The organism is Gynurincola endophyticus, assembly GCF_003991195.1.
Lineage (GTDB): Bacteria > Bacteroidota > Bacteroidia > Chitinophagales > Chitinophagaceae > Gynurincola > Gynurincola endophyticus.
The window spans coordinates 454,515-469,233 of sequence record NZ_RCWL01000001.1 but is presented as its reverse complement, the minus strand read 5'-3'; the positions used below and the strand labels follow the sequence as shown (position 1 = coordinate 469,233).

General features: G+C 40.1%; 14 protein-coding genes. 5 read left to right on the top strand and 9 right to left on the bottom strand.

Translation table 11 applies throughout. The annotated features are described in order from the left end of the window. Window positions 1-122: 122 nt before the first annotated feature. Window positions 123-623 (bottom strand): GbsR/MarR family transcriptional regulator, encoded by a 501-nt coding sequence (locus D9O48_RS02050; RefSeq protein WP_126970081.1) that lies wholly within the window; start codon window positions 621-623, stop codon window positions 123-125. 65 nt (window positions 624-688) lie between these two features. Between D9O48_RS02050 and D9O48_RS02045 the strand changes: the two genes are divergently transcribed. Continuing rightward, window positions 689-1,663, top strand: coding sequence for an alpha/beta hydrolase (locus tag D9O48_RS02045; RefSeq protein WP_158624790.1), 975 nt, complete (start codon window positions 689-691; stop codon window positions 1,661-1,663). Window positions 1,664-1,729: 66 nt separating this feature from the next. Here D9O48_RS02045 and D9O48_RS02040 read toward each other — a convergent pair whose 3' ends face one another. From D9O48_RS02040 to D9O48_RS02030, 3 genes are all read right to left on the bottom strand, one after another. Continuing rightward, window positions 1,730-3,379, bottom strand: a complete 1,650-nt coding sequence (locus tag D9O48_RS02040) for a pyruvate dehydrogenase complex dihydrolipoamide acetyltransferase (protein WP_126970077.1) — start codon at window positions 3,377-3,379, stop codon at window positions 1,730-1,732. Between the two features lie 192 nt (window positions 3,380-3,571). Further along, window positions 3,572-5,398 (bottom strand): DNA polymerase III subunit gamma/tau, encoded by a 1,827-nt coding sequence (locus D9O48_RS02035; RefSeq protein ID WP_126970075.1) that lies wholly within the window; start codon window positions 5,396-5,398, stop codon window positions 3,572-3,574. Between the two features lie 710 nt (window positions 5,399-6,108). Beyond that, window positions 6,109-7,284 carry an acetyl-CoA C-acyltransferase gene (locus D9O48_RS02030; protein WP_126970073.1) on the bottom strand — a complete coding sequence of 392 codons (1,176 nt, stop codon included), beginning with the start codon at window positions 7,282-7,284 and terminating at the stop codon, window positions 6,109-6,111. Window positions 7,285-7,432: 148 nt separating this feature from the next. Between D9O48_RS02030 and D9O48_RS02025 the strand changes: the two genes are divergently transcribed. Continuing rightward, window positions 7,433-8,476 carry a quinone-dependent dihydroorotate dehydrogenase gene (locus D9O48_RS02025; RefSeq protein ID WP_126970071.1) on the top strand — a complete coding sequence of 348 codons (1,044 nt, stop codon included), beginning with the start codon at window positions 7,433-7,435 and terminating at the stop codon, window positions 8,474-8,476. Here D9O48_RS02025 and D9O48_RS02020 read toward each other — a convergent pair. Further along, window positions 8,462-8,665 (bottom strand): hypothetical protein, encoded by a 204-nt coding sequence (locus D9O48_RS02020; protein WP_126970069.1) that lies wholly within the window; start codon window positions 8,663-8,665, stop codon window positions 8,462-8,464. The genes D9O48_RS02025 and D9O48_RS02020 overlap by 15 nt on opposite strands. Before the next feature lie 186 nt (window positions 8,666-8,851). Here D9O48_RS02020 and D9O48_RS02015 point away from each other — a divergent pair, with 186 nt between their 5' ends. Both D9O48_RS02015 and D9O48_RS02010 read left to right on the top strand, forming a co-directional pair. After that, the gene (locus D9O48_RS02015; RefSeq protein WP_126970067.1) at window positions 8,852-9,748 is read left to right on the top strand and encodes a carboxypeptidase-like regulatory domain-containing protein; all 897 of its coding nucleotides are present in this window, start codon (window positions 8,852-8,854) and stop codon (window positions 9,746-9,748) included. A 120-nt stretch (window positions 9,749-9,868) separates the two neighbouring features. Further along, window positions 9,869-10,675, top strand: a complete 807-nt coding sequence (locus D9O48_RS02010) for a TerC family protein (protein ID WP_126970065.1) — start codon at window positions 9,869-9,871, stop codon at window positions 10,673-10,675. Window positions 10,676-10,729: 54 nt separating this feature from the next. On the opposite strand, the gene D9O48_RS02005 is transcribed toward D9O48_RS02010, so the two are convergent. Beyond that, on the bottom strand, window positions 10,730-11,458 hold the full coding sequence (locus tag D9O48_RS02005) for an RsmE family RNA methyltransferase (RefSeq protein ID WP_126970063.1): 729 nt from the start codon (window positions 11,456-11,458) through the stop codon (window positions 10,730-10,732). Between the two features lie 90 nt (window positions 11,459-11,548). Then, on the bottom strand, window positions 11,549-13,114 hold the full coding sequence (dnaB, locus tag D9O48_RS02000) for a replicative DNA helicase (protein ID WP_126970061.1): 1,566 nt from the start codon (window positions 13,112-13,114) through the stop codon (window positions 11,549-11,551). A 631-nt stretch (window positions 13,115-13,745) separates the two neighbouring features. On the opposite strand from dnaB, the gene D9O48_RS01995 reads away from it, so the two are divergent. Then, the gene (locus D9O48_RS01995) at window positions 13,746-13,964 is read left to right on the top strand and encodes a hypothetical protein (RefSeq protein ID WP_126970059.1); all 219 of its coding nucleotides are present in this window, start codon (window positions 13,746-13,748) and stop codon (window positions 13,962-13,964) included. Between the two features lie 42 nt (window positions 13,965-14,006). Here the strand turns inward: D9O48_RS01995 and D9O48_RS01990 are convergent, their stop codons facing one another. Both D9O48_RS01990 and D9O48_RS01985 read right to left on the bottom strand, forming a co-directional pair. Next, window positions 14,007-14,267, bottom strand: coding sequence for a hypothetical protein (locus tag D9O48_RS01990; RefSeq protein ID WP_126970057.1), 261 nt, complete (start codon window positions 14,265-14,267; stop codon window positions 14,007-14,009). A 98-nt stretch (window positions 14,268-14,365) separates the two neighbouring features. Next, window positions 14,366-14,656 (bottom strand): helix-turn-helix domain-containing protein, encoded by a 291-nt coding sequence (locus D9O48_RS01985; protein WP_126970055.1) that lies wholly within the window; start codon window positions 14,654-14,656, stop codon window positions 14,366-14,368. Between the last annotated feature and the right edge of the window lie 63 nt (window positions 14,657-14,719).

Below are 14,719 nucleotides of genomic sequence, written 5' to 3'. Positions count from 1 at the left end.
AAGTTACGCTTTTTTGGTGAGATTTTGCACATCCGGTCTTTTCTTTAAATAAATTAGGTGCCATTGCCTTTTCAGATCAATAGCACCTAAAAACTTTACCGGTTTGAAAGGGGGTGAGTGGGTTACTTTTGTAAAAAACGAACCAACATAGACAGTCCTTTTAAAGATCTGGACCCAATAAACAATTCCAATATTTTGTTAGCCTGTTCGGCAAATGCGGCAACATCCCTGACAACCTTGATAAAATGTATTTTCTCAAGGCCTCCCTCTACTTCCAGTATTGGTTCCAGCCGGGTTACCAGGGGTTCTAACTCCAATTGTTTTCTTTCTATGGCTACAATTTTAGCCACCTTGTAGATATCGTTTTCGGCAAGATAATGATCTTTACGATCGCCCTCTACCTCTACACGTTCTACGAGGCCCCATCTGATGAGTGCATTCACATTGTAATGCACAATTCCTTTGCTCAATTGCAGATCATTCTTAATCATTTCCTGATGTACGGGAAACTCCTGAATGAGAAGATATCCATGCACCATTGCCATAGTTTTAGAAATCCCCCATTCTTTACCCACCTCGCCCCATAATTCGATAAATTCTTTTTTGGCATCTTGTAGCTCCATTTCCAACTTGTTTATTAACTTGATAAAATTCTTGTATCACCTGCTTTAAACTTATATGTATGTATATGAAACAGCTATTTGTAGTTTTCGTACTATTAATTCCACAACTCTTTCTCTCTGCACAGCAGGAATTACCCTTTAAAGCAATTTTTAAAGGCGATACTTTGTTTGGAACGACGCTTACGCCCGCCGGAAAATATGAAACAGGTGTTTTAATTGTACCCGGTAGCGGACCAACCGACCGGGACGGGGCAAACCCTTTGGGCGTTCATTTCAAATCTTATAAATTATTAGCCGAAGCTTTGACACAAAAAGGATTCTTAACGATACGATACGACAAACGCGGAATCGGAGAAAGTAAATATGGCTATAGAATAGCGGAACATACCGGCATGACACATTCAATAGAGGATGTGGAAGCAATTATTGATGCCATGAAAAAAGAATATCCATCAATTAAAAAGTGGGTACTGATCGGCCATAGCGAAGGCGCACTGCTGGGTGCAGCAGCAATTGTAAACCATCCGGTAGATGTTTATGTTTCTCTTTCGGGTACCTGTGTTGATCTGCTCACTACCATTGAAAAACAATTAAAAGAACGATTACCCGAGAGCTCACATAGCTATTTTAAAGAACCGATTGACAGTTTAAGAGCCGGCTTTACAGTTTCAAAATATCCGCCTGCATTGGCAAATGTATTTGCACCGCCTTCTCAGCCCTATTTAATCTCAAGTACCAGATATGCTGCAAAAGATATCCTGCCCGGGTTGAAAATGCCCATACTGATTGTAAACGGCGGCTCTGATATTCAAATCAAGAATGAAGAAGCGGAATGCTTAAAAGCAGCTCAACCGAAAGCTGAATTATTTATTATCGACGATCTTAATCATGTGATGAAAGCGTCTGCTGCTGATATGAATACCAATATTAAAAGTTATGCAGATGCAGCAGGTGAAATTCATCCTGCGTTGCTTACTAAACTTGTAAGTTTTATTCAGACTAACACGGGAAAGGGAAAAAATAAGAGAAAGGGGAATTAAAAGAAAAGATATATAAAATAAAAAAGGCTATCCATAAAACGGATAGCCCTTTTAAATATGTAGATACTATACTAACATTCTCATGGGTTCTTCTAACAATTGTTGTACGGTTTGTAAGAACGCTGCACCGGTAGCTCCATCAATCACACGGTGATCACAGCTAAGGGTTACTTTCATTACATTACCCACTACAATCTGCCCATTTTTTACAACAGGAACCTGTTGTATCGCTCCTACTGCGAGAATCGCAGCATCCGGAGAGTTAATAATCGCAGTGAACTCGTCGATACCGAACATTCCTAAATTAGAAATAGTGAATGTATTACCTTCCCAGTCACTTGGTTGAAGTTTTTTATCTTTTGCTTTTTGAGCGAAAGTTTTTACCTCAGTAGTAATGGCGGAAAGTGATTTTTGATCGGCATTTCTTACTACCGGAACCAATAAACCATCTTCAACAGCTACAGCCACGCCAATATTTACGTTATGGTTGATTCTTATTTTATCTCCTAACCAGCTACTGTTTACAGCCGGATGTTTTTTCAACGCAACGGCACATGCTTTCAGCACCATATCATTGAATGAAATTTTTACAGGAGAGAATTCGTTGATTTTTGATCTGCTGGCTACCGCTTTATCCATATCGATGGCGATCGTTAAATAGAAATGCGGAGCGGAGAATTTAGATTCTGCTAAACGTTTTGCAATTACTTTACGCATTTGAGAAACGTTCACTTCATCGTAAGCAGCACCTGATGCAGCAGGAGTTGCGCCGGCTTGTTGAGCAGGGGCAGCAGCTGATGCTTTATAGTTATCAATATCAGCTTTAATAATTCTTCCACCATCACCTGAACCTACAACAGAACTGATATCAATTCCTTTATCCGCAGCCATTTTCTTAGCTAACGGAGAAGCTTTTACTCTTCCGTCGGTACTGGTTGAAGCTGCAGGTTGTGCCGCAGGAGCAGCAGCTTTTTGCGACGGTTGTTGTTGAGCAGGAGCTGCAGTTTCAGCAGCTGGCTTAGCAGCAGGAGCCGCAACAGCACCACCTTTGCTGGCTGCAATAATAGCATCCAGATCAACTTTACCTTCTTCGCCAATTACACATAATAATGCGTTCACCGGAACTTTTTCTCCGGCTTCAGCACCGATATATAATAATTTTCCGGTTTTATAACTCTCCAGCTCCATGGTAGCTTTATCTGTTTCTACATCGGCTAATAAATCACCTTTCGCAACAGCATCACCTACTTTTTTGTGCCAGTTAGCAATCACACCTTCAGTCATGGTATCACTCAGGCGAGGCATTAAAATAACTTCCTGCATAGTAGAAAGATCCAAACCCGCAGCAGCAGCCGGGGCTTCTTGTTTTGCAGGTGCCGCTTCTTTGGCCGGAGCAGCTTTTTCTTCGGCAGGTGCAGACTTTTCAGCAGCAGGAGCCGCAGCACCGCCACCATTTACCAGCGCACTGATATCTTCACCGGGTTCACCAATTATCGCTAATAAGTCATTTACTTGCAGTTTGCCCCCTTGCTCAATCCCAACATGTAATAAGGTACCATCCTTATAACTTTCTAACTCCATGGTGGCTTTATCGGTCTCTACTTCCGCTAATAAATCACCCTTCTTGACCGGTTCACCTACCTTTTTATGCCATGCCGCAATCACGCCTTCGGTCATGGTATCACTCAGGCGGGGCATTAAGATCACTTCAGCCATAAATTAATTCTGATTTGAGATTTCTTATAACAAGTTGCTTTCAAGCTTCGAAATTACACTAAAATAGATAAATGATGAAACTTTCGTTAAAAACTAAATAAATCATTTTCCGTTTCAATGCTAATTCCACCGTATTTTGCCTGAAATATTAAATATTATTTAATGCCATTCGCGTTTTCCGCTGCTTTTTTTCTAATAATCTAAGCCTAAATTCAAACGCTCTCTTAACTCATTCACCAGCGGATACTGCTCCACAATCGCTATATATTGCTCTTTTGTAGTAGGAGGTACAACAACATCTGACACCGCCGACACTGCATTCGGATCCAGATGTACTGAATATTTTATCTGACGGTTATGAAAACGCCCCTGAATATATTCACTTAACCGCCTGCGTTCATGCTCCACAAACTGCTTCTGCACATTATCGGTCACCCAAACCTCAAACGTTTCATGATCAATAATTCTACGCTCCGCAAGCGTAAATGGCGAGGCTGCAGAACTTTTTTCGTCTCTGAGTAATTGTGTATAATCCTCCCAACATACTCTCAACGACTCTTCACTTAAATCAATAGCACTATACACCACTTTGCCGGTATTCTGATGTGCTACCTCTGCTCTGATTTTATTCAAACTATTCAGCTTCGGTAATTTAGCCGATACTGTTGCTGTGGTAGCGGCCGGAGGCGGGGCAACCATTGTCGTAGCCGGCATTGTTGTTCTTATAGTTGGCGCAGATGCCGCCGGAGCTTGTACCGGCTCAGACTGTTTTGCAGGTTGAACCGGTACCGCCGTTTCTTTTGCAGCAGCGGGTTTCTCCTTTTTTACACTCTGAATGCCGGGAATATTTTTAAACGCAACAGGCCGGGCCTGATCAACTAGTTTTTTTTTTGCCGGGTCAGCATCTTCTGCCGCCAGCGATATCGCTTGTTGTAGATAAGTCAGTTTAATCAAAGTAAGCTCAACATGCAGCCTTTTATTACGTGCTGCTTTGAACTGTAACTCTGCCTCATTTAATATATTTAAAGCAGATATTAAATACGAAGCGCTGACTGATTTTGCACTTTCAATATATTTATCTTTAAAACTTTCTACCACTGTTAATAAATGCGCCACTTTTTCATCCTTACACACTAATAAGTTTCTGATAAACTCAGCGTAGCCATTCAATACCAGATCTCCTTCAAAACCCTTTTTATCAATATCATCATACAAACTCAACACTGTTCCCAGATCCTGCGCCTGCATTGCTCCCAGTATCTTGAAATAATATTCGGCATCTAAAATATTTAAATGCTCTAAAGTATTTTGATAGTTCAATACACCACCGGTAAAACTTACAATCTTATCCATGATGCTTAATGCATCACGCATACACCCCTCACTTTTCTGAGCAATAATCTGTAAGGCAGGCTTTTCTGCATTTACCTCCTCTTTTACACAAATTTCCTGCAGGTGTTCTACGGTATCGTTATTCGTAATTCTTTTAAAATCAAAAATCTGACAACGACTTAATATGGTAGGAAGAATTTTATGTTTTTCTGTAGTGGCCAAAATAAAAATCGCATAAGAAGGTGGTTCTTCCAGCGTTTTCAGAAAAGCATTGAATGCCGAAGAGCTTAACATGTGAACCTCGTCGATAATATATACTTTATATTTACCTGCCTGTGGAGCAAAACGTACCTGCTCTACCAATGTACGAATATCTTCTACCGAGTTATTACTCGCCGCATCCAGCTCATGAATATTCAATGAGCTCCCTTCATTAAATGATACACACGACGTACACTCATTACAAGCCTCACCTTCAGGAGTTGCATGCAAACAGTTAATCGTTTTTGCCAAAATACGCGCGCAAGTTGTTTTACCAACTCCTCTCGGACCACAAAACAAAAAAGCATGAGCCAGATGCTGACTCTTAATTGCATTTTTTAAAGTAGTGGTGATATGTGACTGCCCAACTACCGTATCAAATGTTTGTGGTCGATATTTCCTGGCCGAAACAATAAACTTCTCCATAATTACAAATGTACAGATTCACTCCCATGTTTTCAAAAAACCTAATACAGCTTTGCACAAAACCTATATAGCTAAAAACCAGTGCCTTTTATAAAATCTTTCACATTTATCCCAATATAAGTTCCGGTATTCAAGCTAACTTTGCGCTATCATAGGATAAGGTTAATGGTTAATGTATTTGATTAGTACACCCCGGGGATCATCTTCGGGGCTTTTTATTTATATAATACCATTTCTTTTTCACCATTAAGATTCTGTGTTAACCTGCTGCTACGCTTTGTCTTATTCTATTTTGATGCCCCCGATTTAAACATGAAGTTAATGAAGCTGAAAAGCGAATGAAGCATTCAAGCCATCATTGAACCATCAGCATATTTGTTGCCGAAGTAAAGAAGTTACTTCCTCTTCATTCCCTCCATTTCCTTCATGTTTCCCATTACCATTTTCAAACACAGGAGAAATTAAGAAACTCCTGTCGCTTCGCTTTGGCTCATTCTATCTTATAATCACCATCATAAACATGAAGAAAATGAAGTTGAAAAGCGAATGAAGTGCTGTCTTCCGCGCTGCTTTACCTTCATACCTTCATTCTCTTCATGTTTCCCATTACAATTTCAAATTCTACACTAAAAAAAACGCCATTCTACAAGTAGAATGACGTTTGAAGTTTGACTCTCAGTTACACGAACTTTTCCTATATGGAATATCTTTTATAATCTTTCAATAATACCGGCAATACCTTGTCCGCCGCCTACGCAAGCCGTAACAATACCGTACTTTTTGTTCAGACGTTTCAGATCACCCGCCAGCTGAATGGTCAGTTTGGCACCGGTACATCCCAACGGATGCCCTAAAGCAATTGCACCGCCATTAATGTTGACTTTTTGCGGATCCAGACCTAATTCACGGATCACGGCTACCGATTGTGAAGCAAACGCTTCGTTTAATTCAATCAGATCAATATCGCTCAGATTTAATTTTGCCTGGTCTAACACTTTCGGAATTGCAGCCACCGGCCCGATACCCATAATTCTGGGCTCCACTCCTGCCGATGCACAGGCTATTAATTTTGCGATCGGTTGAATGCCTGTTTCTTTTACCATCTTTTCACTCATCACTACCACAAAAGCCGCACCGTCTGATGTTTGAGAAGAGTTACCCGCCGTAACAGAACCTCCCATCGCAAATACCGGCTTTAATTTAGCTAAAGCATCCAGACTCGTATCAGCCCTTGGACCTTCATCCGTATCAACCGTGTATTTTTTTGTTTGACGTTTTCCTTTCTCGTCTAAATATACTTGTTCTACATCAATTGGCAATATTCCCTCTTTAAAAAAACCGTTTTCAATTGCATTTAATGCACGCTGGTGCGATTGATAAGCAAACTGGTCCTGCTCCTCTCTACTCACATTAAACTCTTTTGCTACCGCTTCTGCTGTTAAGCCCATACTCAGGTAGTAGTCAGGATCGTCTCCGGCTATACTATAAGAAGGAGCTGTCTTCCAGCCGGCCGTCGGTACCATACTCATACTTTCCACCCCACCGGCAATAATACAATCAGCCATTCCCATTCTGATTTTTGCCGTAGCAATCGCAATGGTTTCAAGCCCCGAAGCACAATAACGGTTAACCGTCATGCCCGGTGCACCAATGCCCACGGCGCGGGCCGCAATAATACGCCCTACCTGTAACCCCTGCTCCGCTTCCGGAACCGCATTACCCACTATTACGTCATCCACACGCTTAGGATCTAACGATGGCACAGAGGCCAATAAACCCTTAATCACTGTAATAGCTAAATCATCCGGACGATAAAAACGGAAAATACCTCGTTTAGACTTACCCACTGCTGTTCTGTACCCCGCAACAATATAAGCTTCCTGCATATGATAAAATATTATAAGTCAAATGAATCTTTTCACAAAGTTGCATAAACAACTTTATATACCAAAGTTAATCATTTCAAACTTTACATCAAAATTTTTAGAAAAGAGTTTTTTCACCTTCTCTGCCTTATTATCTTCGCAGTTAATTATGTATAAGTTTTTTAGAAATATACTGTTTCAATTTCCTACCGAAACAGTTCACCACCTGAGTATGTCTGGATTGCAATTTGTTTGCGCTACAGGCGTAGGCAAGTCAGTAATACGTAAACAGTGCCAGCCGCAATCTGCCCGGCTTACTAAAACGGTTTTCGGATTATCCTTCACCAATCCGGTCGGACTAGCAGCGGGCTTCGATAAAAATGCCAGCTATCTTTCAGAGTTGGAAGCCTTAGGGTTCGGAGCGGTTGAAATTGGTACCGTTACACCGCTGGCACAAGACGGCAACCCCACACCCCGACTCTTTCGTTTACCTACCGATCAGGCATTGATCAACCGTATGGGGTTCAATAATGATGGGGTGAAAGAAATTGCAGTTCGCCTGGCAAACTGGCGCAATAAAAACCGGCATACCAAAATGCTGATTGGTGGCAATATCGGTAAAAACAAAGTTACCCCAAACGAAGATGCTTATAAGGATTATGACATTTGCTTCAGAGCTTTGTATCCATATGTAGACTATTTTGTGGTGAACGTATCGTCGCCCAATACACCGGGCTTACGGGCATTGCAGGAAAAAGAATCTTTAAGAAAAATTCTGTCGCACCTCCAAACAATCAATGCTCAACTAAACAGCAATAAACCGATACTTTTAAAAATAGCACCTGATTTGTCAACGCATGAAATTGATGATGTTATTGATCTTGCACTTGAAATTAAACTGGATGGCCTCGTAGCTACAAACACTACTATCAGCAGGGAAGGATTACAAACACCTAAAGAAAAAGTGGAAGCGATCGGAGCTGGTGGTTTAAGTGGCAAACCTGTTCAGCAAAGAAGTACAGAAGTAGTTCGCTATCTTACTTCAAAACTGGAAGGAAAAATTCCGGTCATTGCATCGGGAGGTATCTTTAACGGCCAGGATGCCAAAGAAAAACTAGACGCCGGTGCCAGCCTGGTACAAGTATGGACAGGCTTCATTTATGAAGGCCCGGGTATTGTGAAAAAAATATGCGACTACTTAGAAAAGCACTAGCATATATCGTAACCGTCTCCCTAAAGAGACGGTTATTTGTTTATTGTTGGTAAGAAAAAACGATCGTCTTTTGTTAGCGATAAACGCTGTAGTGTGCCAGCCGGATTGTGCCGGTACTATTCCCTCTCCAGCGCCAGACAATGCCTGGTGCTCACCCATTCCTGATATAAATGTATACTCTTTCTTCATAAATAAATCACCTTAAACGGTATTAACAAATCATTACAAAATCACACCGATACCCCGAAAAAAACGTTAAATAGAATTTGTACTTATCTAGTAATATCCGGTTCTTCCTTCAGTCTTTTATATTAGCGCACCAAACAAAAATCAGCACTAACTATTATCATCACCTTAAACGAACCTTTACCTTTTATGCTTATATCATTCATCCTCTCGATTTTATTGTCTCTGATTATAGGCAGCGTGGCTTCAGCGCAAACTCCGCAGCATATCATTGGAAAAATAATGGACGAGGAAAGCAAAAAACCGATCGCTTATTGCAGTGTACTGATGGACAACAATCCTACAGCAACTATCAGTAACGATCAGGGTATTTTTACATTAAACGTAAATAATAATAAGAAAACTACCTTTACCGTATCAAATATCAGTTATGAAAGCCGAAATATTTCTATTGGCGAATTCATCTCTTCAGATACTTTACTGGTTTACCTCAGGCCAAAAGCTTCCATTATGGAAGGAGTAGTTATAAAAGCAAAACCACGAAAACAAACTACATTTGGAAGGAAAGGCAGTTCGGGTTTTATTATGGTGGCTATTAAAAGTGTAAATGATTCAAAAAAAATCAACACACTCAAAACCGAAGACCGTGTGATCAAAGACAGTACACTCGACAATAACGAGTTCGGCTTCAAAATCAGTTTAAAAGATAAATCTTACAGAGTTGATGATATAAATGTATATCTCAGAAAAAACGAAACCTCGGAAATGTACTTTTCAGTAAACTTCTATTCAATGAAAGACGGACTTCCCGACAAAAAAATAGCAACCGAAGATATCGGCTTTAAAATAAGCAATAATTCAACCGGGTGGCACAATCTCGACCTCAAACCTTATAAACTGAGCTTTTCCGAAGAAGTAGTTGTAACACTATCCTGTGAAAATGCGGTAAAAAACTCAACGAACCAGTATACCGCTTTCATTCCTGCAACCCTTAGTGTTCATCCAACTTATGTGATCGATTACGGAAAGGGTTCGTGGCAGAAGTTTAAAGTACTCTCCAGCTTTTACGCCACCGTTACCTATTAACCTTCCTATTAATTATTTACAAAAGGCATTACAAATTTCTGCATCTTAAATAAATATTATTAGATTTACTGAGGCAATGGCCTCTTTTTTATACACTAACCTGAACTAATAATACAAAACATGGATGCTCTGATTTCTGTTGAGTCACTGATCAGCTTATTAACGCTGGCTTCACTGGAAATTGTTTTAGGTGTTGATAACGTTATTTTTGTTTCAATACTAATGGGAAGAATGCGTCCCGAAGAAAGATTAAAGGCACGTCGCATCTGGATGATCGTTGGTATCATTGCCCGTATCTTATTAATCATGGCGCTGGGCTGGCTCGTTAATAACGGCAGTAAAGAACTCATCGGGCTCGACCTGTTCGAAAAACACTACAGTTTTAATCTCCGTAATATTATCATGTTGTTGGGAGGTTTATTCCTGCTTTATAAAACAGTAAAAGAGCTGCACCAGAAACTGGAAGGAGACGAACACACGACTGCAGGTCCGGGAAAAAAATCAGGCGGCGCTACTTTTGGTGCATTAATGGCACAAATTATTGTAGTAGACATGGTTTTTTCGTTTGACAGTATTATTACTGCTGTAGGTATGGCCCGGCATGTAGAAATTATGGCCCTTGCCGTAATTATAGCCATGGTGATTATGTTTGTTTACTCTGAAAGAATATCGAACTTCATTCACAAACATCCAACATTAAAAATGCTGGCTTTGTCATTTTTGTTAATGGTTGGATTTACTTTATTCTTCGAAGGGTTGGAGCCTTTCCACCATGCACATATCCCTAAAGGCTACATTTATTTTGCAATGGCATTCTCCTTTGGCGTTGAACTCTTAAACATGTGGGTAAAGAAAAAAGAATCCAGAAGAAATCCTGTTCAATTAAGAGAGCCCACAACTGATATGATTGAGGGTACTGAAAAATAAAAGAATGATTCTGATCTAATAAAAAGCTGTTCGTGAATACGAACAGCTTTTTTATTATTTAGTTCTTCCGATCATCATCAATGTAGCGGCCACCATTCCTGCCGTTTCTGTTCTTAGCCGGTGTTCGCCCAGGCTCACCGGTTGAAAGTGGTGTTCCAATGCCATCTGAATCTCTTCTTCTGTAAAATCACCTTCCGGACCAATCAATATCAAACCACTTTTCTGATCTTGATACAGCCGGTCGGTAAATGTATTCTTTTCTGAATTTATGCAATGGGCAATATACTTATGAGGTTCATTTTTTACCCAATCATTTTCACATAGCTCAGCTAGATGAACAGGTTCCCATAATTGAGGTAAATAATTTTGCTGGCTCTGCAACATTGCACTGACCAATATATTATTCATTCTTTCAAATCTGAAATGCTGTTTTTCAGTTCGATGTGTTTTTAAAGGAATGATTTGTTGTATTCCTATTTCAGTAGCTTTTTCCAGAAACCATTCAAAGCGGCCGGCATTTTTGGTGAGTGCGATGGCTATTGCAAATTGTGCCGGTGGAGCATCTGAAGCTGTAATAGAAACAATCTCAACCTGCGGGCGTTTCTTATGATCATCTACTATAATAGATTTTGCTGTACGGCCTTTGCCATCAGTAAAAAAAAGCGCATCGCCTTTTTTCATTCTCAATACCTGAATCACATGTTTTGCCGTTTCCTCTGACAAAGTAATAAGGGATGACTGCTCACCCAATTCTTCCAAATAAAATAATCTGTCAACGTTCATGTACGAAAGATATAGAAGCTTTTAAATCAGCACCGGATAGTTCATCCATTATCTCATTATATCACGGTTGAAATAATACTGTAATTTATTTTAGAAAGGCGCGTCTTCATCTTCTCCGAAAGGCATGTCATTCATTTTACTTCCGGCCTGAATATAAAGTTTAGCCCCGCCATTGCCTTCCTGATCGCCCGACGGAACCGGTTTCCAGTTACCGCCGCCGATACCACCGAAATCATCTTCTTCAAACTCAACAAATTTCTGAATATGTAACTGCGCTCTCAGCTTAATAGTTTCAAGCGAACCGTTACGGTGTTTCGCAATACGGATATGCGTTTCGCCCTTGTTATTTTCACCCATTTCGTTCTGGGTAATATCGTAGTATTCAGGACGGTAAATAAACATTACCATGTCCGCATCCTGCTCAATCGCACCCGACTCCCTCAAGTCACTCAACTGCGGCATCTTATTGCCCTCTTTACGTGTTTCTACCGCACGGCTTAACTGTGATAAGGCAATAATGGGAACCGATAACTCTTTTGCCAATGTTTTAAGGTTTCTCGAAATCTGACTGATCTCCTGCTCACGGTTGGTATTTTTGCCACCACCACCGCTCATCAACTGAAGATAGTCGATGATAATAATGCCGATATCATGTTTATTCTTCAACCTTCTACACTTCGCTCTCAACTCGAAAATGTTCAGCGCCGCTGTGTCATCTATATATATCGGAGCCTGGGCCAAACGCTGAATACCTTTCGTATACAACTGTTTCATCTCATGCTCTTCCAACTTACCACGCGAAATTTTTTCTAACCAGATTTCACTTTCTGCCGACAAAATACGTTGTACCAGCTGGGCAGAACTCATCTCTAAACTGAATAACGCAACTCCGGTAGGCTTAGCTGCGTTCAACGCAGCATTACGCGCCAGGTTTAAGGCAAATGCCGTTTTACCCACAGCAGGACGTGCTGCAAGAATCACCAGATCCGAAGGTTGCCAACCGTATGTTACCTGATCAAGCGTTTTAAACCCACTCGGTACACCGGTAATCTCTTCCGTACGGTGACGCATATCCTCAATTCTTTGTACAGTTTTTACCAATACAGAGTCAATGCTGTCAAAGTTTTTACGTAAGTGGTTATTGGTAATTTCAAAAAGTTTACTTTCCGCTACATCCAATAAGTCGAATACATCAGTACTGTCTTCGTACGACTCGGTAATAATTTCTCCGGAAATACGAATCAGTTCGCGCTGAATAAATTTTTGAAGAATAATGCGCGCATGCGCCTCAATATTAGCTGAAGAAACAACAGCATTCGTAAGTTTAGTAACGTAATAAGGCCCCCCAATCAATTCTAATTCACTTGCAGAACGCAACTCTTCCACCACCGTTAAAATATCAATCGGTTGGTTTTTTTGTTGCAGGTTCAACATCGCACGATAAATTTTCTGGTGCGCTTCTACATAAAAACACTCGGGTTTAAGAATCTCAACAACAGTATCAAAAGCACTTTTCTCCAGCATCACCGCTCCTAATACAGCCTCTTCCAACTCTTTGGCCTGGGGAGGTACTTTCCCGTATACCATGGTGTTAAGGTCCGTAGAAGGTTTGCGTCTTGATCTGCCACGATCAGTTCCAAGGTTTGTTAATTCCATTTATAGTAATTAAGGTTGTGTTCTTAAATTCCCCTTTACTAAGCGAGGGGAACGAATATAGTCCCTTAGGTGAACAAACAGCCAGAAATTCCGGTAGATAGTTAATAACGTTTCACACACAGTTCCATTCACAAAAATACCACACTTATTCACAGAAAATATTTCGTTATGCACAATTTGCAAAAGTTTTGCCATCTTTTTCGGCTGTAATCCACAACTGGTGTGCGAAATAAAATTTTCTAAAAAATTACTTTTTTCTACTTTTTTGAATACAGGAACACCCGAAATCTGTTCTTTCGGTAATAATTTGATAACAATCGCCAGCAGGAATGGTTAAACAACTATCCTCACGCCATCAATTTATCTTTTTCATTACAAATCAATCTTATAGAGTTACAGGCAATCCCTCCCTGCCGAATGCACAGGCTGAAGAGAAATACTTTAACAATAAAGCTTTTGACAATTAATAAGAAAATGGGGAAATCAACACTTACTTTCTAATATAATACTTCCTGCATGCAACTTTTACTAACAATAATTCATCTTTTATGTAATCCGGTGGTGCAGCTTGCCGGTAAACTTAACATTAATCATATTTGCCGTGCTTTTATACTCATCAAAATATTATGAAATGCTGATTGCGACCGATCACTCGCAATTCAGAAATGTTTTGGAAAATGTTGAGCATATTTGTCGTCAGCGGCTGACTCCCATTGCGTTAAGCAGATCAAATGTCATTGAAATTGCCAATGCTTCCCGTTCAAAAATTATCAGAAAAGAAGCTAAATTATTAACGCTGCTCTCCGACGCACAGCTCCATCCTTTTTACTTTATAATCAATAAGAACTAGGAGCTATCCACCTTTACATTATACTTTAGAAACACATTCACATTAATATGTTTCTAAAAATGCTGTTTCCACTAATTTCTGTTCGGCCGCAGGTATTCTAATTTTCTGCGTAACCGCTCTGCATTTCTTTACACTTTTCAATACGTCCGTATTAATCACATCTATCTGCGTTATATTCAGTCTAAAAAACGCACCTACACTTTTAGCCGCCTCAATATTCAATTCATTATTTTCAGTATCAATATTTAAAGACAGACCGTTTTTATCAGTAGACAGATTTAAATCATAAGCACAAGAGAGCATCCAACTTCATCCGTTAAACAGAAAACCATGATTTCTCAAATGGTCATCCGTATTCTGCAAAAACTTATCTATGATTTGTATTTAGGCATGATGGTATATTACTTTAATAACTCCAGATCCTGCAGCTTTCGCCCCGGTTCATCGTCTGCAGCCAATTTCAAAATATCATGCTGCAACCCTAACACCAGTAAAACTTTAAAATAAGCACCGAAGGCTACGCCGCTACCCCCCTTCTCTACCAAATACAAGGTTGAGCGGGCTACACCGGCACGCTCCGCCACCTGCACGGTTGTAAGTTTTCGCCGTTTTCTTGCCAGTTTAATATTTTCACCCATCTGCTCCAGCAATTTATTATACTTCGGAAAAACAGTCTGTTTCTTTCTGCTCATAATGATTGTTATTTCATACAAAAATGACCAATTTGATTGAAATAACAATCATTTTAAATTTAT

Bases quoted from the DNA above. Each gene is read 5' to 3' on its own strand.
- D9O48_RS02010 (WP_126970065.1), top strand. From the start codon at position 9,869: ATGGATGCTCTGATTTCTGTTGAGTCACTGATCAGCTTATTAACGCTG.
- D9O48_RS02035 (WP_126970075.1), bottom strand. From the start codon at position 5,398: ATGGAGAAGTTTATTGTTTCGGCCAGGAAATATCGACCACAAACATTT.
- D9O48_RS01995 (WP_126970059.1), top strand. From the start codon at position 13,746: ATGCTGATTGCGACCGATCACTCGCAATTCAGAAATGTTTTGGAAAAT.
- D9O48_RS02050 (WP_126970081.1), bottom strand. From the start codon at position 623: ATGGAGCTACAAGATGCCAAAAAAGAATTTATCGAATTATGGGGCGAG.
- dnaB (WP_126970061.1), bottom strand. From the start codon at position 13,114: ATGGAATTAACAAACCTTGGAACTGATCGTGGCAGATCAAGACGCAAA.
- D9O48_RS02020 (WP_126970069.1), bottom strand. From the start codon at position 8,665: ATGAAGAAAGAGTATACATTTATATCAGGAATGGGTGAGCACCAGGCA.
- D9O48_RS01985 (WP_126970055.1), bottom strand. From the start codon at position 14,656: ATGAGCAGAAAGAAACAGACTGTTTTTCCGAAGTATAATAAATTGCTG.
- D9O48_RS02025 (WP_126970071.1), top strand. From the start codon at position 7,433: ATGTATAAGTTTTTTAGAAATATACTGTTTCAATTTCCTACCGAAACA.
- D9O48_RS02045 (WP_158624790.1), top strand. From the start codon at position 689: ATGAAACAGCTATTTGTAGTTTTCGTACTATTAATTCCACAACTCTTT.
- D9O48_RS02005 (WP_126970063.1), bottom strand. From the start codon at position 11,458: ATGAACGTTGACAGATTATTTTATTTGGAAGAATTGGGTGAGCAGTCA.
- D9O48_RS02015 (WP_126970067.1), top strand. From the start codon at position 8,852: ATGCTTATATCATTCATCCTCTCGATTTTATTGTCTCTGATTATAGGC.
- D9O48_RS02040 (WP_126970077.1), bottom strand. From the start codon at position 3,379: ATGGCTGAAGTGATCTTAATGCCCCGCCTGAGTGATACCATGACCGAA.
- D9O48_RS01990 (WP_126970057.1), bottom strand. From the start codon at position 14,267: ATGCTCTCTTGTGCTTATGATTTAAATCTGTCTACTGATAAAAACGGT.
- D9O48_RS02030 (WP_126970073.1), bottom strand. From the start codon at position 7,284: ATGCAGGAAGCTTATATTGTTGCGGGGTACAGAACAGCAGTGGGTAAG.